23 protein-coding genes are annotated in these 23,788 nt (G+C 29.9%); 14 read left to right on the top strand and 9 right to left on the bottom strand.

The genetic code is table 11. The features are described from left to right. The 5 genes from V3V28_RS08000 to V3V28_RS07980 form a co-directional block, all read right to left on the bottom strand. The gene (locus V3V28_RS08000; RefSeq protein ID WP_331364501.1) at window positions 1-954 is read right to left on the bottom strand and encodes an ORF6N domain-containing protein; all 954 of its coding nucleotides are present in this window, start codon (window positions 952-954) and stop codon (window positions 1-3) included. Beyond that, a complete protein-coding gene (locus V3V28_RS07995; RefSeq protein WP_331364500.1) occupies window positions 951-2,516 on the bottom strand; it encodes a type I restriction-modification system subunit M in 1,566 nt (521 codons plus the stop codon). The genes V3V28_RS08000 and V3V28_RS07995 overlap by 4 nt, the downstream gene beginning before the upstream one ends. A 335-nt stretch (window positions 2,517-2,851) precedes the next feature. Further along, the gene (locus tag V3V28_RS07990; RefSeq protein ID WP_331364499.1) at window positions 2,852-3,277 is read right to left on the bottom strand and encodes a hypothetical protein; all 426 of its coding nucleotides are present in this window, start codon (window positions 3,275-3,277) and stop codon (window positions 2,852-2,854) included. Between the two features lie 48 nt (window positions 3,278-3,325). Continuing rightward, entirely contained in the window at window positions 3,326-4,513 is a 1,188-nt protein-coding gene (locus V3V28_RS07985) for an NAD(P)/FAD-dependent oxidoreductase (RefSeq protein ID WP_331364498.1), read from the bottom strand. 1 nt (window position 4,514) lies between these two features. Then, window positions 4,515-5,969, bottom strand: coding sequence for a sodium:solute symporter (locus V3V28_RS07980; RefSeq protein WP_331364497.1), 1,455 nt, complete (start codon window positions 5,967-5,969; stop codon window positions 4,515-4,517). A gap of 176 nt (window positions 5,970-6,145) precedes the next feature. Between V3V28_RS07980 and recR the strand changes: the two genes are divergently transcribed. After that, complete coding sequence (gene recR / locus V3V28_RS07975) at window positions 6,146-6,763, top strand: recombination mediator RecR (protein WP_331364496.1); 618 nt, start codon at window positions 6,146-6,148, stop codon at window positions 6,761-6,763. Window positions 6,764-6,826: 63 nt separating this feature from the next. Here the strand turns inward: recR and V3V28_RS07970 are convergent, their stop codons facing one another. From V3V28_RS07970 to V3V28_RS07955, 4 genes are all read right to left on the bottom strand, one after another. Beyond that, window positions 6,827-7,405, bottom strand: a complete 579-nt coding sequence (locus V3V28_RS07970) for a CopD family protein (RefSeq protein WP_331364495.1) — start codon at window positions 7,403-7,405, stop codon at window positions 6,827-6,829. Between the two features lie 250 nt (window positions 7,406-7,655). After that, complete coding sequence (gene hemH / locus V3V28_RS07965) at window positions 7,656-8,672, bottom strand: ferrochelatase (protein ID WP_331364494.1); 1,017 nt, start codon at window positions 8,670-8,672, stop codon at window positions 7,656-7,658. A 69-nt stretch (window positions 8,673-8,741) separates the two neighbouring features. Then, window positions 8,742-9,254: a TrmH family RNA methyltransferase gene (locus V3V28_RS07960; protein ID WP_331364493.1), complete on the bottom strand. Its 513-nt coding sequence runs from the start codon at window positions 9,252-9,254 to the stop codon at window positions 8,742-8,744. Window positions 9,255-9,392: 138 nt separating this feature from the next. Next, window positions 9,393-10,280: a helix-turn-helix domain-containing protein gene (locus V3V28_RS07955; protein WP_331364492.1), complete on the bottom strand. Its 888-nt coding sequence runs from the start codon at window positions 10,278-10,280 to the stop codon at window positions 9,393-9,395. A gap of 203 nt (window positions 10,281-10,483) precedes the next feature. On the opposite strand from V3V28_RS07955, the gene hemA reads away from it, so the two are divergent. The 13 genes from hemA (at window position 10,484) to V3V28_RS07890 (ending at window position 23,651) form a co-directional block, all read left to right on the top strand. Next, window positions 10,484-11,719 (top strand): glutamyl-tRNA reductase, encoded by a 1,236-nt coding sequence (hemA, locus tag V3V28_RS07950; protein WP_331364491.1) that lies wholly within the window; start codon window positions 10,484-10,486, stop codon window positions 11,717-11,719. A gap of 10 nt (window positions 11,720-11,729) precedes the next feature. Then, complete coding sequence (gene hemC, locus V3V28_RS07945) at window positions 11,730-13,334, top strand: hydroxymethylbilane synthase (protein WP_331364490.1); 1,605 nt, start codon at window positions 11,730-11,732, stop codon at window positions 13,332-13,334. Window positions 13,335-13,490: 156 nt separating this feature from the next. After that, the gene (hemB, locus tag V3V28_RS07940; RefSeq protein ID WP_331364489.1) at window positions 13,491-14,456 is read left to right on the top strand and encodes a porphobilinogen synthase; all 966 of its coding nucleotides are present in this window, start codon (window positions 13,491-13,493) and stop codon (window positions 14,454-14,456) included. A gap of 87 nt (window positions 14,457-14,543) precedes the next feature. After that, entirely contained in the window at window positions 14,544-15,833 is a 1,290-nt protein-coding gene (gene hemL / locus V3V28_RS07935) for a glutamate-1-semialdehyde 2,1-aminomutase (protein WP_331364488.1), read from the top strand. Window positions 15,834-15,836: 3 nt separating this feature from the next. Then, window positions 15,837-16,283, top strand: coding sequence for a protease complex subunit PrcB family protein (locus V3V28_RS07930; RefSeq protein ID WP_331364487.1), 447 nt, complete (start codon window positions 15,837-15,839; stop codon window positions 16,281-16,283). Between the two features lie 5 nt (window positions 16,284-16,288). After that, entirely contained in the window at window positions 16,289-17,317 is a 1,029-nt protein-coding gene (gene hemE / locus V3V28_RS07925) for a uroporphyrinogen decarboxylase (RefSeq protein WP_331364486.1), read from the top strand. 1 nt (window position 17,318) lies between these two features. Continuing rightward, window positions 17,319-17,663: a 5-carboxymethyl-2-hydroxymuconate Delta-isomerase gene (locus V3V28_RS07920; RefSeq protein WP_331364485.1), complete on the top strand. Its 345-nt coding sequence runs from the start codon at window positions 17,319-17,321 to the stop codon at window positions 17,661-17,663. A gap of 14 nt (window positions 17,664-17,677) precedes the next feature. Then, window positions 17,678-18,433 (top strand): EI24 domain-containing protein, encoded by a 756-nt coding sequence (locus V3V28_RS07915; RefSeq protein ID WP_331364484.1) that lies wholly within the window; start codon window positions 17,678-17,680, stop codon window positions 18,431-18,433. Further along, entirely contained in the window at window positions 18,414-19,316 is a 903-nt protein-coding gene (gene hemF / locus V3V28_RS07910) for an oxygen-dependent coproporphyrinogen oxidase (RefSeq protein ID WP_331364483.1), read from the top strand. Before V3V28_RS07915 ends, hemF begins: the two co-directional genes overlap by 20 nt. Window positions 19,317-19,502: 186 nt before the next feature. Beyond that, a complete protein-coding gene (locus V3V28_RS07905) occupies window positions 19,503-20,789 on the top strand; it encodes a S41 family peptidase (RefSeq protein WP_331364482.1) in 1,287 nt (428 codons plus the stop codon). Between the two features lie 98 nt (window positions 20,790-20,887). Then, the gene (locus V3V28_RS07900; protein WP_331364481.1) at window positions 20,888-22,279 is read left to right on the top strand and encodes a sensor histidine kinase; all 1,392 of its coding nucleotides are present in this window, start codon (window positions 20,888-20,890) and stop codon (window positions 22,277-22,279) included. Beyond that, window positions 22,279-22,974 carry a response regulator transcription factor gene (locus V3V28_RS07895; protein ID WP_331364480.1) on the top strand — a complete coding sequence of 232 codons (696 nt, stop codon included), beginning with the start codon at window positions 22,279-22,281 and terminating at the stop codon, window positions 22,972-22,974. The genes V3V28_RS07900 and V3V28_RS07895 overlap by 1 nt, the downstream gene beginning before the upstream one ends. A 104-nt stretch (window positions 22,975-23,078) precedes the next feature. Then, entirely contained in the window at window positions 23,079-23,651 is a 573-nt protein-coding gene (locus V3V28_RS07890) for a hypothetical protein (RefSeq protein WP_331364479.1), read from the top strand. The last annotated feature ends 137 nt before the right edge of the window (window positions 23,652-23,788 follow it).

Below are 23,788 nucleotides of genomic sequence, written 5' to 3'. Positions count from 1 at the left end.
TTAGTTGGTTTTTTGCCCTTTTGTTTCCTGAAGGGAAAGTTTATCAATAATTTCTATTGCAGATAATTCCATTTTAGAAAATGCAAACCATTTTTTACCCAAGTCTTTTAGTGATGCTCCTATATGGTAAACGGCAGTATTATCAATTATTAAAAAACGGTCGTGTGCTTTTTTAAAGGTCTGTAGTTTTATTTCTGGGTATTGGCTATTGTGTTTTTCTACATCTTGTTGCAGTACTTTGCTTATTTTTTGAGTATAAATGGTACACGTTACGTTTTTGTTTCGTTTGGTAAATAGTTGTAAGGTGGTTTCATCAATATAATTATCTATTAAAACAATGTCTTTTTTAGCCGTTTTTATAATATCTGCTACAAATACATAGGCATCAAATACTTGTCCGTCATAAAACACACCTTGTTTTGGTGTTTGGCTTTTTTCTTCCAAGGCATTAAATAGTTGCTTGAAATTTTGGTCATTTATGAGTTGTTTTTCCTCTATGTTATCCAATCGTTGAAAAACCCCTGCATTTGTATTTAAAAACCGTCTTGTTTCTACAAAAGCATTCATTATTTGTATGCTTACTTGTATGGCAATATCACTACGCAATACTGCTGATAGCATTGCTATACCTTGTTCTGTAAAAACGTATGGTAAATATCTTCTTCCTCCGTGCTTACTTGAGGTCACAGATTGTGACCTTAAAGAATTTTTATCTGAGGTCACAGATTGCGACTTCAAGTTTTGGAACTGGTCATAATTTGCGAGTAGTTCATCATTTTCCTCCTCAGAGAGTTGAAATCTAAACAATTCTGGAAATCGCTCAATGTTTCTTTTTACCGCTTGGTTAAGTACTTTGGTTTCTACTTGATACATTTCAGCCAAGTCTCTATCTACCATTACTTGTGTACCTCTAAAAGTAAATATTTGGTTTTGTATGTGTATTATAGTACTCATAAAGAAAATCCAATTTTAGAAAGTTGTGTCTCAATTTCTTTGTTTAGTTCGGCTTCTTTGTCTATTTGTTGTTTTAGAGTAGCCGTTAAGTCTGCCATTTTAGTTTCAAATGGTATTCCATCATCTTCTTCATCAGGTATGCCAACATATCTTCCTGGTGTTAATACGTGAGAATGCTTTTGTATTTCTTCTAATGTAGCAGATTTACAATACCCTTTTACATCTTCATATTTTGTTTGGCTGTCTGCTCCAGACCTCCAATTGTGGTATGTGTTGGTTATTTTTTGAATATCACCTAAACCATTATTATCAAAGTTTCCTAATTTTTCTTCTAAAGTATTATCAGATAAACCTCTATGTGTACGGTCTTTCATATAACCCATTTCAGAAGCATCTATAAATAAAACATCTGTCGTTTTTTTTGCTTCTCTACGCAAAAACCAAATACAAGCAGGAATACCTGTATTATAAAACAGTTGTTTTGGTAAAGCAACAATACATTCTACTCGGTTTTCTTCTACTAAGTTTTTACGAATATTTCCTTCACCAGAAGTATTAGAACTCAAAGAACCGTTAGACAATACGGTTGCCATTACACCATTTGGAGATAAGTGATACAACATATGTTGCATCCAACCAAAGTTGGCGTTTCCGTTTGGTGGCGTTCCGTAGTTTTTCCATCTTGCATCTTCTTGTAAAATATCAACGCCCCATTCTTTTTGGTTAAATGGAGGGTTTGCTAAAATAAAATCTGCTTTTAAATCTGGGTGAGCATCTTTTAAGAAAGAACCTTCTGTATTCCAAGCCACAAACTTTGAGTTTATATTACGAATGGCAAGGTTCATTTTAGAAAGTTTCCAAGTAGTTTGGTTACTTTCTTGTCCGTAAACGGTAATATCTTTTACGTGTCCGCTATGTTCGGTTACAAATTTTTCGGACATTACAAACATTCCACCAGAACCACTTGCTGGGTCATAAACTCTACCTTTGTAAGGTTCTATCATTTCTACCATTAGTTTTACAATGGCTTTTGGTGTATAGAATTGTCCGCCTTTTTTTCCTTCAGCATTGGCAAATTCGCCTAAAAAGTATTCGTAAACTCTACCAAAAAGGTCTTTAGATTTATGGTTTTCGGCTTGTAGTTCGGTGTTGGTAATTAAGTCAATGAGTTCGCCCAAAGATGTTTTGTCTAAATTGGCTTTTCCATATACTTGTGGCAAAACGTTTTTTAGTTCTTTGTTTTCTTTTTCTACGGCTTCCATTGCTTCATCAATGGTTTGCCCAATAGTTGGCAATTTTGCATTGGCGTGAATATGGCTCCATCTTGCTAATTTTGGAACAAAAAACACATTTTTGGCAATGTATTCGTCTCTGTCTTCTGGGTCAGAATATTCGTCTATTACTAACTTGTCGTAAAGTTCGCTAAAAGATTCAGAGATATATTTTAAAAACACCAACCCTAAAACTACGTGTTTGTATTCGGCAGCATCTATATTTTTCCTTAGTTTGTCTGCTGCTTTAAATAGTTTTTGTTCAAAACTTGTAGTGTCTTTTTTTGCCATTTATTTATTATCTTTTATTCAATTTGTAAAGTTACATTTTCTTCTGAGATTTCGGCTGAGCGTTGGCAAGAAATTGCTTCCCGCAAAAAAAAGCGGGACAGGCTTTTTGGCTTTACTCACGACTTATTTATTTTTTCTTTTGTGTTCGTGAATACTAAAGTATTTGAGCGTTGGCAAAAACCAAATGTACAATTTGTGCGGCTGGCTTTTTTTCCGCTTGCAAGTAATGTAAAATCGTTTAAATGTTTTATATCAGACGATAACGAAGTTAGCGTTTTTTTAAGTTTAGAAACAAACTAAATTATCGTGTAAAAACAAGGGTTAATTTATTGGTTCTAATTGAAAATGTATCTAATTCCTATAGAATTTCTAATACCTGAAGCATCTTTTGTATCAGAAAAATGATACGTACTTTCTAAAACCAAACCAAAGTTTCTGGCTTCTTTAAAAGGAGTGATTTCTATTTGTAAAGGAAGATAAAAACTTTCTAAAAAATCGATATATTCTGAGTGAAAAGGAAATGTTGAAACACCAATTCCTAGATTTAGATTGTAATCTTCTTTGGATACTACTTTATAAAGCAAACTTAATTCCGTATTAAACTCAATGCCTAAATTATCGTTTACTCTTAATTCTGCTTGAAATTTATCAGAAAACATATAATTAACGCCAATTTCTGCATCAAAATAACCAGTTATTTTAAACTGACTAAATGTTGAAATTGAAATAAATAGTAATAGTGTGAAGATTGTTTTTTTCATAACCGCTTTTCTTTTTAGTAAAATACTGAATATTATTAAACACTCATTTTATTCAATTTTATTTAAGTGTTTTGCAAGGTAGACACCTAAACTTGCACAAGCTTGCAGTAGATAACCTCCAGTTGGCGCATCATAATTTAACATTTCGCCAATACAAAATTGATTTGCTATTTTATGTAACTGAAAATTGCTATCAACTGCCTCTATTTCAATTCCACCAACGGTGGAAATAGCTTCATCTAAAACACCTAAACTTGTTATTTCTAAAGGGAGTTTTTTAATATTTTTCGACAATATTTCTACATCTAAATAAGCTTCTTTAGAAAGGTGTATTTTTAATAAATCGATTTGTGAGCCACTTAATTTTAGCTCTTTCTTTAAAATTTGTGTGGTGTTTTTAAATTTTGAGTTTTTAACTTTAGTAATCACGTTTTCTAAAGTGATTGTTGGTTTAAAATCAATAAAAATGATGGCTTTTTTATGAGTTTTTAATTGTGCTCTAATTTGCGGACTTAAGCCATAAATGGCATTTCCTTCTAAACCAAACTTTGTAATTACGGCTTCTCCTTTTTGCTTTTTTTCTGAACAAGAAATTTCAATGTTTTTTAAAGGATTTCCTTCATTCTCCTTGATGAAATTTGGTTTCCAATCAACTTTAAAAGCACAATTTGAAGCTTCAAAAAGAAGTGTATTTACTCCTTTTTCTTGGAATGTTTCTAGCCAATTACCATCTGAACCTGTAATTTTCCAGCTTCCACCACCTAAAGAAAAAACGGTATAATCTGAAATAATAATTTCGTCATTAATAATTAAGTTGTTTTCAGTATTCCAACCAGAAAAGGAATGTTCGTATTTAATAACAACTCCTTTTTCTTTTAAATGATTTAAAATAGTATTTAAAACGGTAATTGGTTTTATGCCTTCTTCTGGATATACTCTTTTACTGCTACCAATATATGTAGGAATTCCAATTTTTTTTAACCAATTTCTGAAATCATCATTTGTAAAACTCAACAAAGATTTTTCTAAAAAATCAGATGGAGTATATCGCTCAATTAATTTAGAAATATCCTCTGAATGCGTGAGATTAAAACCGCCTTTTCCAGCAACTAGAAACTTTCTGCCTGCAGTTTTATTTTTTTCATAAATAGTAACGTCAAATTTCTCAACATCTAAAAAAGCAGCCAAAAACAAGGCCGAAGGTCCGCTACCAATAATAGAAATTGATTCTTTCACCTTATTTCTTTTTAATTAAATACAGTCCAACAAAAGTAATCAACCCATTTAGCGGTAAAATTTCCCAATGAAATTGATAATTTCCAATAATACTTTCTGGTAATGAGGTAATTACAAAACTAAAAATGATAGAAAGTAAGGCAATAATCCAAGAATATTTGTCTTTAATTTTATGTTTTGTTAGAATTCCAAAAGCAAATAAGCCTAATAAAGGACCGTAGGTAAATGTTGCAAATTTGAATAAGTTACCTACCACATTTCCTTCCAATGAATTAAATAAAATAACAACAAAAATTAATAAAATAGAAACGCCAATATGTACTTTTTTACGAAGTGGTTTTTGTATTTCTTTCGGTCTTTTTTCAATATTTAAAAAATCGACAGAAAAAGAAGTAGTTAAAGATGTTAATGCAGAATCTGCACTAGAATATGCAGCAGCAATTAACCCAATAATAAATGTAATTGCCAAACCTGTACCTAAATTTTGGTTCATTGCTATTTCTGGAAATAATAAATCGGTTCTCATTATTCCATCAACAAAAGGGATTGCTAATCCTATTTTTTCTGAATAAATAAATAATAGTGCGCCTAATGATAAAAATATAAAATTGACTACTACTAGCAAAATAGCCATAGAAATCATGTTTTTTTGAGCTTCTTTATTGTTTTTACAAGTAAGATTTTTTTGCATCATATCTTGGTCTAAACCTGTCATTGCAACCGCAATGAAAATTCCGCCAATAAAATATTTCCAAAAATATGTTTTAGAATTTGGGTCATCAAAAAAGAAAATTTGACCCTTTGTTGTAAATTCATCAGAACTTAAAAACTCGACATAAGACCAGTCTAATTTTTCATTTATAAGGTAGATTGATAAACCAACAGCAACTAACATTGCTAAAGTTTGTAAAGTGTCTGTCCAAACAATTGTTTTAATTCCGCCTCTAAAAGTATAAATCCAAATTAAGAGAATAGAAATAATTACGGTAACTTCAAACGGCACACCAATTTCTTCAAAAACAATATATTGCATAGCAATTGCAACTAAAAACAATCTAAATGATGCGCCTGTAACTCTTGATAAAAGAAAGAAAAATGCACCTGTTTTATAACTTACAGTGCCAAAACGTTGTTCTAAATATTGATAAATAGAGGTAATGTTTAATCTATAATAAAGTGGTAATAAAATAAAAGCGATAATTAAATAACCGAAAAAGAAGCCAAAAACACCTTGCATATAAGCAAATTGTTGGCCGTTTACCATTCCTGGAACCGAGATAAAAGTTACGCCAGATAATGAAGCGCCAATCATACCAAAAGCAACTAAATACCAAGGAGAACTTCTTTTTGCTTTAAAAAATACTTCGTTAGAATCGTCTTTTCCAGTAAAATATGAGATTAACATTAAAACAGAGAAATAAGCGACAATTAATAATAAAATATGAAGTGGTTGCATGAATTAATTACGAGTTAAAAGTTTTGAATTACGAAGATAGGATTTTGGAGAAAAGAAAATAGAAAAAAGAGTATAGAAATATTGAAAAGTAATGGAAATATGGATAAAGAAAAGATAGAGAAAGTCTTTTTTCTATTTTCTTTATTCTTTTCTCTAAAAAACATAATTTTGCAGTTATGGATTTTTCATCAAAATTATTAGAAAATGCTGTAAATGAAGTTTCTCGTTTGCCAGGAATTGGTAAGAGAACTGCGTTGCGTTTGGTGTTACACTTATTAAAACAACCAACAGAAAACACTAAATATTTATCTGAAGCTTTGTTGCATTTAAGAAATGATGTAAAAGTCTGTGAGAAATGTCATAATATTTCTGATACTGTTTTGTGTGATATTTGCCAAAACCCCAAAAGAAAATCTGAAATTGTTTGTGTTGTTGAAGATATAAGAGATGTAATGGCTATTGAAAGTACTTCTCAATTTAATGGATTGTATCATGTTTTAGGTGGAAAAATTTCTCCTATTGAAGGTATTGGTCCACAAAACTTACAAATAGATTCTTTAGTTAGAAAAGTAGAAAATGGAGGAATTAAAGAATTAATTTTTGCATTAAGTTCTACAATGGAAGGTGATACCACCAATTTCTACATATTTAAACAAATAGAAAAATTTGAAATTACAACAAGTACAATTGCTCGTGGAATTTCTGTTGGTGACGAATTAGAATATGCAGATGAAGTTACTTTAGGAAGGTCTATTGTAAATAGAATTCCTTTTGAACAGAGTATAAGGGGGTAGTTAGTAGTAGACAGTCTTCAGTCAACAGTGAGATACTGTATATTACTAACTGAAGACTGTGAACTACTCTTCACTCTTCAAAACCTCTCTCTCCGCTTTTTCCCAAGATTTTTTCTCTCTAATTTTTTTGTAGAGTTTAATGCTCATCATCATAATTACACCAAAAAGTATAATTCCTACAACTCCCCAAACCCAATTAATAGCACTTTTTAAAGTGACTAAAAACACTACTGCAAAAAGAATAATGGTAGCAATTTCATTAAAAATTCGGAGTTTTAAAGCAGAGTATTTAATAATATCTTTTTGTAAATCGTTAAATATTCTGTGACATGAATAATGATAAAAATACAATGCCAACACAAATGCTAATTTTACATGCATCCAAGGCATTTCTAGATAACCAGGACGTTGAAATAGCATCCAAAAAGCAAAAGTACTTGCTAAAATTGCGGATGGCCAAGTAATAATATACCACAACCTTTTACTCATTAACTTGTATTGCGTTTGTAAAATTTCTTTTGCTGGGGCTTCTTTTTTTTCCGCTTCAACATGATAAATAAACAAACGAACAATGTAAAATAAACCTGCAAACCAAGTTACTACAAAAATAATATGCAATGCTTTTATGTATTCAAAATCCATTTTTTTTTAATTTAGTTTCAAAGTTTCAAAGTTTCAAAGTTTCAAAGTTTCAAAGTTTCAAAGTTTCAAAGTTTCAAAGTTTCAAAGTTGAGATTTTTAACGTTCTGTCACTTCGAGTGATTTCGATTTTTCATCGAAATTGTATCGAGAAGCCCTTAAAATGTCCTCGATACAAATTTATTCATTCTTCATAAATTCATTCGAACTGACAGCTTGCAAATTGCGACTGATTACTGTTGACTGAATACTGCTAACTATTTCTCCAATCATTAATCCATTTTACCATAACATCTACCCAATCATCATTGTCATTCATGCAAGGAATGTGTTTATAATCGGTTCCGCCAAACTTTAAGAATTCGTCTTTTCCTTCCATGGCAATTTCTTCTAAAGTCTCTAGACAATCAGCAACAAATGCTGGTGTAATTACTGCTAACTTCTTTTTCCCTTCAGATGGAAATTTCTCAATTTCGAAATCTGTATACGGTTTTAACCAAGGATCTTTTAATAAACGAGATTGAAAAGAGTTACTGTAAGTACCTTCTTTTAAGTTTAATGTTTTAACAATTTCTTTAGTAGTTTCAAAACATTGATGTCTGTAACAAGTATGGTGTGCAACAGAGTTACGATCGCAACAAGAACCATCTATTTTACAATGATTTTTTGTAACATCAGACTTCATGATATGACGTTCTGGAATTCCGTGATAAGAAAACAAGATGTGATCGTAATCAAACCCTTTTAAATGATTTGCAATATTGGTACTCATTGCTTTTATATAATCTGACTCATTATAAAAAGCAGGTAAAACATCTAATTTTACATTAGGATATTTCTCTGCAATAATTTCTTCTGCTTTTACAACCACAGTTTCATAAGAAGACATTGCATAATGCGGATATAATGGTGCTAAAAAGATTTCTGTTACCCCTTTATCTACCAGTTCTTTAATTCCTTTCTCCATAGACATAGAGCCGTAACGCATTGCCAAAGTTACAGGTAAGTCTACTTTTTTTATTAATTTAGCTGTAAATTTTTGAGATATTACAACCAAAGGAGAACCTTCTTTCCACCAAATTTTTTTGTAAGCTGCTCCAGCTTTTTTAGGCCTCGTTTGTAATATAATTCCGTTAATCAATAACCAACGTTTCCAATATGGAATGTCAATTACGCGTTCATCCATTAAGAATTCGCCTAAATATTTTTTAACGTCTTGTGTTTCTGTAGAATCTGGTGATCCTAAATTGTTTAGTAATACTCCTTTCATTTACTCAAAGTTTCAAAGTTTCAAAGTTTCAAAGTTTCAAAGTTTTTAAGATTGAACTTTTATGTTTAATTAGTTTTTTATTTTGGCTAATTGATTTGTAACTTCATACAAAGTAATTGCCAAACTATGTATTACGTTCATAGATGAATTTCTGCCAAACATAGGTATTGCAATAGTTTCATCTACGAGATTTATATTTTCAATTCCGTTTCTTTCGCGACCCAAAAGTAGCACGATTTTCTCATGATTTTTAAAATTAAAATCTTGAATATTTATGCTTTTATCAGTAATTTCTATACCAATTATTGTATTTCCTGCTGCTTTTAATTGCTGAATAACTTGCTCAAAATCTGTATAATACTCATGTGAAATTTGACTTAATGTATTTCTTGCTGTTCTTTTAACGATTCTGTTTTCTGTAGAGGGAGAAACATCATGAAAATAAATTTTCTCCACACCAAAACTTTCAGAAATTCTAAAACACATTCCAATATTTTCGGGTGTTCTAATAGCGTCGCAAACAATGGTTATTGGAAATTGTTTTTGATCGTTTTCTATGTCGTAATGTGTAAGTTGTTCCATAAAGCCCATTTTAATCCTCCCAAAGGGAAGAAACTCGTACTTGTTAATTACTGTTATTTTTTTTGTTAAAAGAGAGTGTTTAAAAAACCTTTTTTTTATTATTTTGTTTTCGCAAACTATTTCTTTCCTTTGGGAAGGTTAGGATGAGCTTACACTCTGCATATATTTCTTTGGGGTTGTGCCAAATTTCTTTTTAAAAGCTGCAATAAAATGACTTGCAGTACTGTAGCCTACTTTTAAACCAACTTCATTTACATTGTATTGGTTGCTTTCTAACAACCTTCTAGAATGTTCCATTTTATAATCAAACAAAAAGCTATAAACAGTATCTCCATAAATTTGTTTAAAACCTTCTTTTAATTTTTTAATATTTAAACCAATTTCATTTGCTAATTCTTGTAAACTTGGTGGTTCAGACATTCTAGCAATAATAATTTCTTTCGCTTTTCTAATTTTTAAAACATTTTGTTCGTCTACTAAAAAAGGACAATATTCTCCGTTTGTATTTTCTTCTTGTTGAAAATGTAAACTCAACAATTCATAAACCTTTCCTTTTACATATAATTCTCTAATAGAACTGTTGATGTTAGAGTTGATTATCTGTTGTAAAACAATGGATACTGTTGGTTTTATTTCAGTATCATCATAATATTTTTTATTACTATTTTCATCACTTAAAAAAGGAATATATCCAGATTCTTTAGAGAATAGCGAGTGAAACTTTTCAATTGAAATTAATAAAGATATTAGCGTTGTTTTAGGTTGTATCTCTAGATGAATAGGTAGTGTTCTTTGAGGATTGTATAGTAATATAGATCTATTGTCTAAAACATCAAAGGAATAAGAACTGGTGTTAAATAAAAATTTGGAATTACCTCGTAAACAAAAGTGTATTTGTATAAAAGTGCTATCTATATCTCTTTCAAAGATTTGTACCTCTTTGCTTTCATTCTGAAAATGAAGTACATAAAAACCATTTTCAAGGTTTATTTCTTCAAAAGAACTTTCTCCGACATTTTTAAACATATAAAATCTTTTAAAAGGATTTCTTTTATTTAGAATCATTCTATATAAAAAGCATCAAAATCCTTTAATTCACTGCAAAAATAGGGATTTTTACAATTTTATTTATTAAAATATCGCTAAAAAACATTGAACGTTATAAATAGTACTTTTAGCGATGTTTTTTATTGTTTTAAGTTTTTACTTTTGACCATCTTTTAGAGTTTATGCAAGAAGTTAAAGAAGAACATTTTTACAATATTGGTGTCAGTTATAAAAAAGCCGACGCAAAAACGCGTGGAAAATTTTCTTTGTCTAAAGAAAATCAAGTTGCTTTACTAGAGTTAGCAAAAGAAAAAGGCTTTACTGGTGTTTTTATATTGTCTACCTGTAATAGAACAGAAATTAACGGTTTTGCAGAGCATCCTTACCAATTAATAGAATTACTTTGTTCTTTTTCCGAAGGAACTGTAGAAGAATTTGCAACCATTTCTAATGTTTATAAAAACCAAGATGCTATTCAGCATTTATTTAACATTGGTACGGGTTTAGAAAGTCAGATTTTAGGAGATTATGAGATTGTTGGTCAGTTAAGACAATCTTTTAAATTAGCAAAAAAGCTAAAAACTACAAATGCATATTTAGAAAGATTACTAAATTGCGTATTACAAGCTAGTAAAAAAGTTAAAAACGAAACAAAGTTAAGTTCAGGGACAACTTCTGTTTCTTACGCTGCAGTTCAATATATCATTAAAAATTTGCCAGATTACAATTCTAAAAACATTTTGGTTTTTGGTTTGGGTAAAATGGGAAAACATACATGTAAAAATTTAGCAGAATACACGCAAAATAAACAAGTTTGTTTAATTAATAGAACAGAAGAAAAAACGACAGAATTTGTAAAGGAGCATTCTTCAATAAGAAAATCTGTTATAGAAAACCTTTCTGATGAAATTAAAAAAGCCACGGTTTTAATTGTTTCTACAGGTTCAGATAAACCAACTATAACAAAAGAACATATTGCTAATAATAGAGATTTGTTAATTTTAGATTTATCAATGCCAGAAAATGTTGCAAAAAACGTAACAGATTTAGAGGGGGTTTCTTTGGTAAATGTAGATGCACTTTCTAAAATCACTGATGAAACTCTAGCAGTACGTAAACAAGAAGTTCCTTTAGCAGAAGCAATTATAAAAACGCATAAAACTGAATTTAACAGTTGGTTAAATCATAGAAGTTTTACGCCTGCAATTGCAGCATTAAAATTATCTTTAGAGAATATTAAAAATGATGAAATTAATTTTCAAAAAAAGAAAATAGTTAATTTTGATGAAGATCAGGCAGAAATATTAACTTCACGTTTTATTCAAAAAATAACAACACAATTTGTGAAACATTTAAAAGATGAAAATACATCTGTTTCACAGAGCCTTCAAGTAATTAATAAGGTTTTTCAATCTTAAATACAACTCCATGCAGAAAATAATAAGAATAGGAACCCGCGATAGCCAATTGGCGCTTTGGCAAGCGAACAAAGTACGCGAAGAATTAAAAGAATTAGGTTATGAATCTGTTTTAGTTCCTATAAAATCTACTGGAGATATTGTTTTAGACAAACCGTTGTATGAGTTGGGTATTACAGGTGTTTTTACTAAAAATTTAGATATTGCTATGTTAAATGGCGATATTGATATTGCGGTACATTCTTTAAAAGATGTTCCAACAGCCTTGCCAGAAGGAATTGTACAGGCTGCTGTTTTAAAACGTGCAGATTATATAGATGTGTTGGTTTTAAAAGATACTGAAGAGTTTTTTGGTCAACCAAATGGTATTATAGCAACAGGAAGTTTGCGTAGAAAAGCAATGTGGTTAGATCGTTACCCAACGCATAAGGTTGAAGGTTTACGCGGAAATGTAAACACACGTTTACAAAAACTAGCTGATAGCGAAACTTGGAATGGAGCAATTTTTGCAGGTGCAGGTTTAGAGAGATTAGGGTTAAGAGATGCAGAAGCAATTCCGTTAACTTGGATGATTCCAGCGCCAGCACAAGGAGCAATAATGATTGCTGCTTTAGAAAAAGACGACTTTGTAATTGATGCTTGTGAGCAATTAAATCATCATGAAACGAAAGTTTGTGTTGGTATAGAACGTGAGTTCTTAAGATTGTTAGAAGGTGGTTGTACTGCGCCAATTGGTGCTTTATCTTATGTTGATGCAAGAACTGAAGAAGTAGTTTTTAAAGGTGTTTTGTTAAAAAAAGATGGTTCTAAAAAAATTACGGTTACCAAAACTGTAAAACTAGGTAGTCATCATTATTTAGCAAAAGATTGTGCAGATTATGTAATTAATAGAGGTGGTAAAGAGTTGATGGAAGAAGATGAAGAGGTTGCTGCAAAAGTAGCTTCTGTGTTTTCAACAAAGAAACTTTCTGAACTTCAAAAAGAAACTTTATCTCCAGCTATTGGTATAAAAGATAGCGATTTCATTAAAATTCGTTTTAATAGAATTCCTGCTAAAGTGATGAGAAATCAGCATGAAAATGTAATTATTACAAGTCAAAATGGGGTAGAAGCACTTTTAAATTCTTTCACAAAAGATGAAATGGATTTTAAAAATATTTATTGTGTTGGTAGAAGAACTAAAAAGTTAATCGAAAACAGAATTGGTAAAGTTGCACACGTTTCTAAAAACGCATTAAAGCTTGCTGAATATATTTCTAAAGAAACCGAAATTAAAGAAGTTACTTATTTCTGTAGCAATTTAAGATTAGATGTTTTACCAGGATATTTACAAGCAAATGATATTGTTGAAAATGAAGTTGAGGTTTATAAAACAATGTTAAGCCCTGTAAAAATGGATGATACTATTTCTGGTGTTTTATTTTATAGCCCATCAGGAATTGAAAGTTATTTAGAAGAAAACAATACAGATAAAGTTGCTTTTTGTATTGGAGAAACTACTGCTGTTGAAGCAAGAAAACATTTTAATGATGTTGAAGTTGCAAATATGCCAGATGTAGAGAGTGTTTTAGAATTGGTAAATATGTATTATTCACATACAGCAAGCCAATCCTAACCTTTCCAAAGGGAAGAAACACTCGTATGGAAAGAGTAGAACGTATTCTTTTAGTAGCACAATGCCAATGGAGTTTGCTCGATTGTTAAAAACAGAAAATAAATATTAACCGCACAGTTTTCATTGTGCTCCTTTACAGGGAAACAGGGGCTTTTTATGTTTAGAGGTAGAAGATTAAGAAAATCAGAAGGAATTAGAAGATTAGTTCGTGAAACTAAATTATCTGTTGATGATTTTATCTATCCTCTTTTTATTGAAGAAGGTAAAAACATAGAAACAGAAATAAGCTCTATGCCTGGCATTAAACGCTATTCTTTAGATAGAATTTCTAAAGAATTAGATGAGGTTGTTTCTTTAAATATACCTGCCGTTTTATTATTCGGTATTCCGTCTAAAAAAGATGATGAAGGAACAGAAACTTGGAATGATAACGGAATTATGCAACAAGCAATCCGTTTTATCAAGAAAAACTATCCAAGTTTATATGTAATTACAGACGTATGTTTTTGTGAATATACAAGTCACGGACATTGTGGTGTTATTCATAATAATGATGTTGATAACGATGCTACTTTGGTAAATCTTGCCAAGCAAACTATTTCTCATGCTAGAGCAGGAGCAGATATGGTTGCGCCATCTGGGATGATGGACGGAACTATTGATATGATGCGTCAATCTTTAGGTAATTCAGGTTTTGCAAACTTGCCAATTATGGGATATTCTGTTAAATATTCATCAGCATTTTACGGCCCTTTTAGAGAAGCCGTAGATTCTGCACCAAGTTTTGGAGACAGAAGAACTTATCAAATGGATTCTGCAAATAGAGATGAAGGAATGCGCGAAGCAACTTTTGATGACCAAGAAGGAGCCGATATTTTAATGGTAAAACCAGCGTTATCTTATTTAGATATCATTAGAGATTTAAAGAATAATTTTGATAGACCAATTGCGTGTTATAATGTAAGCGGAGAGTATTCAATGATAAAAGCAGCTGCAGAAAAAGGTTGGATTGATGGCGAAAAAGTAATGATGGAAAGTTTACTGTCTATGAAAAGAGCAGGAGCAGATATTATTATTACTTATTTTGCTAAGGAAGCGGCTAGAGTACTGTTGAATCGTTAAACTGTTTAATCGTTTAACTGTGAGTTTTTTTGTGCCCTTAAGTGGAACAATTACACAATTAAACAAATACACAATTACACATTAATTATGAAATTTAAGAAATCAGAAAAGTTATATAAAAAAGGATTGGTAAATCTTGTTGGAGCAGTAAATTCTCCGGTAAGAGCATTTTCATCAGTTGGTGGAAATCCGTTGTTTATTAAAAAAGCAAAAGGAACTAAAATAACTGATGTTGATGGAAACAAATATGTAGATTTAGTACTTTCTTACGGGCCAATGATTTTAGGTCACAGACATAAAAAGGTGCAAAAAGCAGTTGAAAAAGCATTAAAAAAAGGATATTCTTTTGGTGCATCAACTGAAAACGAAATAAAATTAGCAAAAATAGTTTGCGATGCTTTTCCAGGAATGGATAAAGTGCGTTTTGTAAATTCTGGTACAGAAGCTGTTTTAAGCGGAATTCGTTTGGCAAGAGCATTTACAGGAAAAGATAAAATTATAAAATTTGCAGGTTGTTATCATGGGCATCAAGATGCGTTATTAGTAGCTGCAGGTTCAGGTTTAATAACTTTAAGTTTACCTGGTTCTAAAGGAGTACCAGAAGGTGCTGTGAAAAACACATTAATTTCTAATTTTAACGATTTAGAAAGTGTAAAAAAACACTTTGAAGATGATGATAATATTGCAGGTGTAATTATTGAACCAATTGCTGGAAATATGGGCGTTGTAATTCCTGAAAATAATTTCTTGGTTGAATTAAAAGCCTATTTAGAAACAAAAGGAGCGTTGTTAATTGCAGATGAGGTAATGACAGGTTTCCGTTCTAAATTTGGTGGAGCACAAGAATTATTAGGTGTTGAAGCGGATATTACTTGTTTAGGTAAAGTTATTGGTGGAGGTTTCCCCGTTGGAGCTTACGGTGCAAGAGAAGAAATTATGCAAGAAGTTGCGCCTTTAGGGGGAATGTATCAAGCAGGGACATTAAGTGGAAATCCGATTGCTATGGCGGGTGGAATTGCAACTTTAACAGAATTGAAGAAACAAAATCCATATAAAAAGTTTGAAGAAATAGGTAGTATTTTAGAGGTTATTCTATTAGAAACAGCTAAAAAACACAATGTAGCTTTAACGGTAAATAGATTTGGTTCTATGTTAAATCCTTTCTTTGTAAATAGTGAAGTCACCAACTTTGTAGAAGCACAGTTATCTGATACTAAGAAGTTTGGAGTTTTCTTCTGGGAAATGATAAAAAGCGGAGTTTTCTTACCTCCAAGTCAATTTGAAGCATGGTTTTTATCATCGGCTTTAACAGATAAGGATATTAAAAAGATAGCAGATGCAATTGACAAAGGTATGTTAGCTGTTTCAAAAATGTAAATTATGAAAACAATTATAACGGTTATTTTTAGCTTGTTATTAGTAAGTTGTCCTAAAAACGAAGAAGGAGGTTTTACTTCTCTTTCAAAAGGAAATTTATTTGGTGCTGGTGAAAAGGGATTTAAAAAAGAGAATATTGTTATTTCTTCTAATGAAGAGTGGAAATCTTTTTTATCAAAAATTGATGCTACTAATAAAGTCTCTGAAACCTTTGAAAATGCTATTGATTTTTCAAAAGAAATGATTGTTGTTGCTGTTGATGAAGTTAGAAGTACTGGAGGGTTTTCAGTTGAAATTATTGAAGTAGTAAAAGATGGAGATACTTTTTTAATTAAAGTAAAATCAAAAGGACCAAAACCTTTAGATATGGTAACGACTGCAATAATACAACCTTACCATATTGTAAAAATTAATAAGACAAGGAAGGAAATAAAATTTATAGACCTATAAAGATTATGATTAAAAACGATTTATTTTTAAGAGCTTTAAAAGGAGAAACTGTAGATAGACCACCAGTTTGGATGATGCGTCAAGCAGGAAGATATTTGCCAGAGTTTCAAGTAATAAAAAAGAAATACGATTTCTTTACACGTTGTCAAACTCCAGAATTAGCTTCTGAAATTACAGTACAACCAATTAGAAGGTATGGAATGGATGCTGCAATTTTGTTTTCAGATATTTTAGTGATTCCACAAGCTATGAATATTGAGGTACAAATGAAACCAGATTTCGGACCTTATTTGCCAAATCCAATTCGTACTCAAAAAGATTTAGATCGTGTAATTGTGCCAGATGTTCATGAAACTTTAGGGTATGTTATGGAAGCAATTAAAGCAACCAAAGAAAAACTAAATGATGAAGTTCCATTAATTGGTTTTGCAGGTTCACCTTGGACAATTCTTTGTTATTGTGTGCAAGGTCAAGGTTCTAAAAACTTCGATAAAGCAAAGGAATTATGCTTTACAAACCCTGTAATTGCACATTCATTATTGCAAAAAATTACAGATACAACAATTGCCTATTTAAAAGCAAAAGTAGCTGCAGGAGTAAATGCTGTTCAAGTTTTTGATTCTTGGGGCGGTATGTTATCACCAGTAGATTATCAAGAATTTTCCTGGCAATATATTCAACAAATAATAGACGCTTTAAAGGATGAAATTCCAGTAATTGCATTTGGTAAAGGTTGTTGGTTTGCTTTAGATAAAATGGCAAAATCTGGTGCTGCAGCTTTGGGTGTAGATTGGACGTGTTCTGCAAGGAATGCACGTTATTTATCTGGTGGAAATATTACGTTACAAGGTAATTTTGATCCAACAAGATTGTTTTCTCCACCATCAGAAATTAAAAAGATGGTAACTCAAATGATTAATGAATTTGGGAAAGATAAATACATTGTAAATCTTGGCCATGGTATTTTACCTAACATTCCTTTAGACAATGCAAAAGCATTTATAGACGCTGTAAAGGAGTATAAAGCAAATTAAAATGCCACATTTTATTTTAGATTGTTCAGAAAACATTTTAGCAATTCAAGAACCAAGAAAAGTATTAGAAGCTATTTTTAAAACAGTTTTTTCTACTGGCTTATTTGAAAAAAATGATATTAAAGTTCGATTAAATCCTTTTAAATACTCTTTAGTCAAAGGTGGTGAGGCAGATTTTATTCATGTTTTTGGAAATATTATGGAAGGAAGGTCAGTTGCACAAAAAGCAAAACTTTCTAAAGAAATTGTAACCAAATTAAATGACTTGTTTCCAGATGTTCCAATTATTTCTATAAATATTAGAGATTTTGAAAAGGATTCTTATTGTAATAAATCAATGATTTAAAGTTGTAATATAAAATGGTTAAAAATATATTTTCAGCAATAAAAGCTTACACAGGTTCTTTCAATTTAATTTCTCAATTAAAACTCTGGAAATATTTTGCAATTCCTATTATAATTAGTGTAATTACTGCAACAACAATAGGTTTTACCGCTTATGGATTGTCAGACAATATTGGCGAATTTCTAGCAAAAATCTGGATTTGGGATTGGGGGAAAGAAGCATTTACAACTTTTGCATCTGTTATTGGAGCCATTTTTGTTTTGGTGATTGGTTTAATACTTTATAAACATATTGTATTAGCATTATCAGCTCCTTTTATGAGTGCAGTTTCGGAGAAAATAGAAATACATATCAATGGAGATTTAAAACATCAACATAGAAAAACTACTTTTCAAGAACAGTTGTGGAGAGGAATTAGAATAAATATCAGAAATTTAGGAAAAGAGTTATTAATTTCTATTCCTATTCTCTTTTTGAAATTTATTCCTGTTGTAAATATATTTTCTACTATTTTATTGTTTTTAGTACAAGCGTATTATGCAGGTTTCGGAAATATGGATTATACGTTAGAGAGACATTTAAACTATAAAGAGAGCATCAATTTTGTTGGTAGAAATAAAGGAACTTCAATAGGAAATGGAATTGTTTTCATGCTCTGTTTGTTAATTCCTATTTTAGGAATTATAATCGTTTTACCACTTTCTGTAACTGCTGCTTCAGTAAAGACAGTAGTTTTATTAAATAAAGAAAATGAAAGATCAGTTTTATAAATACATAGAAAACTTACAAGACATAATTACTTCTAAATTAGAAGAGGTAGACGGTGAAACTAAATTTCAAGAAGACCTCTGGAAACGGGAAGAAGGTGGTGGTGGAAGAACGCGTGTTATTGAAAATGGAGGTGTTTTTGAAAAAGGTGGTGTAAATATTTCAAAAGTTTTTGGAGAATTGCCAGAAGCTTTAAGAAATCAATTTAAAGTAAAGGAAGGTAATTTTTTTGCTTGTGGTTTAAGTTTAGTTTTGCATCCTACAAATCCTTTTGTACCAACTGTACACGCAAATTGGCGCTATTTTGAAATGTATGATGATAAAGGAAATATTGTAACACAATGGTTTGGTGGTGGTCAAGATTTAACACCTTATTATTTATTTGATGAAGATGCAATCCATTTTCATCAAACTTGTAAAGATGCATGTGATAAACATAATTCAGAATTTTATCCGAAGTTTAAAAAAGTATGTGATGAATATTTTTGGAACTCTCACAGAAACGAAGCAAGAGGAATTGGAGGTTTATTCTTTGATTATCAGAAAGAAACAAAAGAATACTCCATTGAGGACAGATTTAATTTTGTGACCGAAATTGGGAGTAGTTTTTTAGAAAGCTATGTTCCAATTGTTAATAACCGTAAAAATATTCCTTTTAAAAAGGAACATAAAGATTGGCAAGAAATTAGAAGAGGCCGTTATGTAGAATTTAATTTAGTGCATGATAGAGGAACTTTATTTGGGTTAAAAACTAATGGTAGAATTGAGAGTATTCTTATGAGTCTACCACCAATAGTACAATGGAGGTATAATCATCAGCCAGAAGAAGGTTCTGAAGAAGATAGATTATTAAAAATATTAGCAAACCCTAAAGATTGGGCTTAAGAAATTAAAAGCGTAAAACTAAATTTAGTTTTACGCTTTTTTTATTAACAAACAGAAACCACACTTATTAACAATTTGTTAATAAGTGTGGTTTCTGTTTGTCTATTGAAATGTTAAAATTTATAATTTAGTGATGTAAAATATCATTTGTAATAAAGTTTACGAGTAATAATTCAAAACTAAAAAATGAAAAACTACCTAACCTACCTATTAATTTTAATTTGTTGTACAAGTTTTGCGCAAAGTAATAATGTACAGACTTATAAATTAAATCAAGATTTTGGTCAAATCATTCAAAGTTTATCTGATAATTATATTTATTTAAAAGATAAAAAAACCGATTTCGAGTGTGTAAAAGAAAAATATTCAGCAGTTATTGGTAAGGTGAAAACAAATCAAGAAAAAGTACTTTTTTTTGAGTATTTATTAGATGAGTTTTATGATAGTCACTTAATGTTAAATACCAAAACAAAATCTTCTTTTCGCTTACATTCACCAATTTACCTAGCATTAAAGGACAATAAATTTTATGTCAAAAATATATGGTCTTCACAAATGAAAGATTATGGTAGTAATATTATTGACGCTGAAGTCTTAAACTTTAATAGTAAAAAATTCAATAAAGTTATTGATGCTTTTCCTACACAATGTGTAAATAAAAATTTACCTGAAGTAAGAGAATGGATTGCCAATAAAATTATTTCTGGAAGATATAATGAGTCTAGAGTGTTGACATTAAGGCTAACAGATGATAGAAAAATTAGTTTAAATGTAGATAATATTAAAATTAAGAAAGAACGTACTCTTTTAACTACTAATAAAAAAAATGACGTTGGCGTTATTAGAATTAATAATTCTTTAGGGAAAAATAACTTGATTAAACAATTCGATAAAGAATTAAATTCTCTTATAAATACCAAAGCATTAGTATTAGATTTAAGAAATACAATAGATGGTGGAAACTCTTATGTAACAAATGCTATAATGAGTAGGTTTATTAATAAAGAAATGCCTTATCAAAAGCAGATATCTAAAGAAAAATATGGCAACAATCCAGAAATAATAAAAACTTCATTAGAATATGTAAGCCCTAGAGGAATATATTATAATAAACCAGTAATTGTTTTGGTAGGAAAATGGACAGGTGATGTAGCTGAAGGTTTAGCAATTGGTTTAGATGGAATGAATAGAGCAAAAATAGTGGGTTCAGAAATGGGGAAATTTGCAGGTTCTACGACTAACTATTCTTTTAAAAATAGTAAATATAGTTATTCGGTTTCTACAGATAAATTGTACCATGTAAATGGTTTGTTAAGGGAAGATTTTGTGCCAAGTTATAATGTAGTACAAACTGATATTCAAATCGATAATGTTTTAGAAAAAGCACTTAATTTGATAGATGGAAAAGACGATGATAATTTTGTAGTAGCTCTTAAAGCTAAAAATAGTGTTGCTATTAAGATGGATAAATAACAAATATTCTTTTATTAAATTTGTTTTACGTTTAGGTTAACGCAAGGTTAATACTTTTGTTATTGAGTAATTAGAAAAAGGATTTCTTATTTTTGAAAATGCTCAAAAAAATTAGACTTCTTATTATTGCATCTATTTTAGGCTTGTTGGCATTGTCTTTAGTACAAGGTTATTTAATTAACAATTCCTATAAGTTAAAGAAAGATGCATTTATTTCTGAAACTCGAAGGTCTATTTCTAGAATAGACGATTTAGCACCAAGTTTAGATAAAATGAATGATGTTTGGCAAGATCATTTTCTAAATGTTATAGCAGATTATTACATTGGTAAAATTACAAAAAAAGTAGTTTTAGAGAAATTAAATTCAACAACAGATTCCTTAAATAACGCATACATTAAAACGTATAACAAAGAGCTGTTAAAGAAAAATATTGGTTATAACTTAAAATTTCAAAAACAAGTAAAAAAGATTATCTTATTAGATAGTGTTAAAAACGATACTATTTTTGAGTCAAAAACAAAACCTTCTTTTCGTTTATTGGGCGATAAATTTTCAATAGAAGATGGTCATAAAGTAAGTAGTTCTTTATGGATGACGGATCATAACTTTCAACGAATTATTAATGGAAAAGAAAATTCAATAACTTTCGATTTACAGTTTCAAACTGAAGATCGAATGAATATAGAGGGTTGGGAAAATATTGTTTTAAGTAGAATGACGGGTTTATTGTTATTCTCTGTTTTTATCTTTTTATTGGTTTTTGGTTTGTTGTATTATTCCATCAAAAATTTAATTACTCAAAAGAAAATTGCAGATATTAAAACAGATTTCGTCAATAATATCACACACGAATTAAAAACACCTTTGGCAACTTTAACTTTAGCTACAAAAATGCTAAAGAATAAGGATATTAAATTGAAGCCTGAAATTATTGAAAATACGGTTAACACTATTGAAAGACAAAACATAAGACTTCAGAAATTGATAGACCAAGTGTTGAATAATTCTTTAGGATATCAAGAAATTAAACTGAATAAAGAAGTTGTAAATATTTCTGATTATTTAAATATGATTGTAGATGATTTTCAGGTTTCTTTAGACTCAAAAAGTATTAAAATTCAGAAGAACATCAATATAAATCAAGAGATTTCTATTGATAAGTTTTATTTTACAACTGCTATTTTAAATATTTTAGAAAATGCGGTTAAATACGGAAAAGAGAATTTAGAAATAAATGTATCTGCTAAAATTGATAAATATTTTATACTTTCAATTTTGGATAATGGAATTGGAATTCCGAAAAAAGAACAGCCTTTTTTATTCGATAAATTTTACAGAGTTGGTAACAGAGAAGTACATAATGTAAAAGGGTTAGGGTTAGGTTTGTATTACACAAATGAAATTGTAAAAGCGCATGAAGGAATAATTTCTGTAGAGAGTGAAGTTGATAAAGGAACTAATTTTACAATTCAAATTCCTTTAAAATAATGAATGAAAATAAGCATATTTTATTAGCAGAAGATGATGCTGATTTTGGAAGCATTCTAAAGCAGTATTTAGAAATGTCTGGGTTTTCTGTGGAATGGGCAAGAGATGGTGAAGAAGCATTACAAGTATTTAAAAAAGGATATTTTAATATTTGTGTTTTAGATGTTATGATGCCAAAATTAGATGGTTTTTCTTTGGCGGAAGAACTGATAGAAATCAACCCAGAAATTCCTTTCATTTTTTTGACAGCAAGAAAGATGAAAGAAGATAAATTAAAAGGACTAAAATTAGGCGCAGATGATTATATCGTAAAACCTTTTGAGGCAGATGAATTGGTTTTAAGACTGAATAATATCCTAAAAAGAACTAAACAAACATCAATTAAAATTACTGAAGATGAAATTATTCTTATTGGTAAATATGAGTTCAATACCAAAAGGTTAGAGTTAAAAATTGATGAGAATCTTCAGCAACTAACTGAAAAAGAAGGAGAATTAATACAATTTTTATTTCAACATAAAAATCAACTTTTAAAAAGAGAAGAAATTTTAAAAGCAGTTTGGCAAAATGATGATTTCTTTTCAGGAAGAAGTATGGATGTTTTTATAAGTAGATTACGTAAATATTTTAAAGAAGACACTTCAATTTCAATCGAAAGTATTCGTGGAATTGGTTTAGAATTCAAACTTCGTTAACACTCTTTTTATTAACGTTAATGCTAGGTTAACGAATTGAAATTCTTTGTTTTAAATAGAATTCAAAGCTACATTTGTATCATAATAATCTTAAAAACCATATTATGAGAACTTTATTTTTATCAGCTTTAACAGTGTTGTTTTTATCAAATAATACATTTAGCCAATCAACTCCAAAGGCACCTAAAACACCATCAACTTCAACTAAAACAAAAGGTACTTCATATTCTATTACTTTTGATACGGATGATAAAGAAGACAATTCATCGGTTTCTATAAAAAGAAATGATAATGTCTATAAATTTTCAGCAAGATTTCATGAAAGTAAAACAGGTAGCATAAAAAAGTTATTGGTAGATAAATTAGGGAACTCTGGTTTATCTATTTCTGGAGATACTTATAAATGGATAAAAAATGAAGATGGAGAAAAAATCTACGAATGTAAATTAACTGATGATACATTAAAAATTTATGTTGATAAGCAATATGCAAATGCTAACATTATTCATATGATGAATGATTTTGGTGATGTTTTAAAAGATGCTATTTCTGGAACAGATTCAAAAAAAGATGCTAAAGAAAATGCTGAAAAAGAACTGAAAAGTGCTGAAAGAGAATTGGCAAGAGCAAAACGCCAATTAGAAAGAGTTAAAAAGAAGAATAAGAAAACGAATTAATATTATAATTACGAAATTATTATTTATTTGACTAAATAATAAGTTATATGATTAATAATTATGTTATTTATCTTTTTTATTATGAATAATGTAAAGTTTAAAAAATATAATCATATTATTTCACCTTTTAAATTGTT

The sequence above is a fragment of the Polaribacter sp. genome (genome assembly GCF_036480315.1).
Lineage (GTDB): Bacteria > Bacteroidota > Bacteroidia > Flavobacteriales > Flavobacteriaceae > Polaribacter.
The sequence above is the reverse complement of the archived record's forward strand: the minus strand, read 5'-3'. Positions and strand labels throughout refer to the sequence as shown.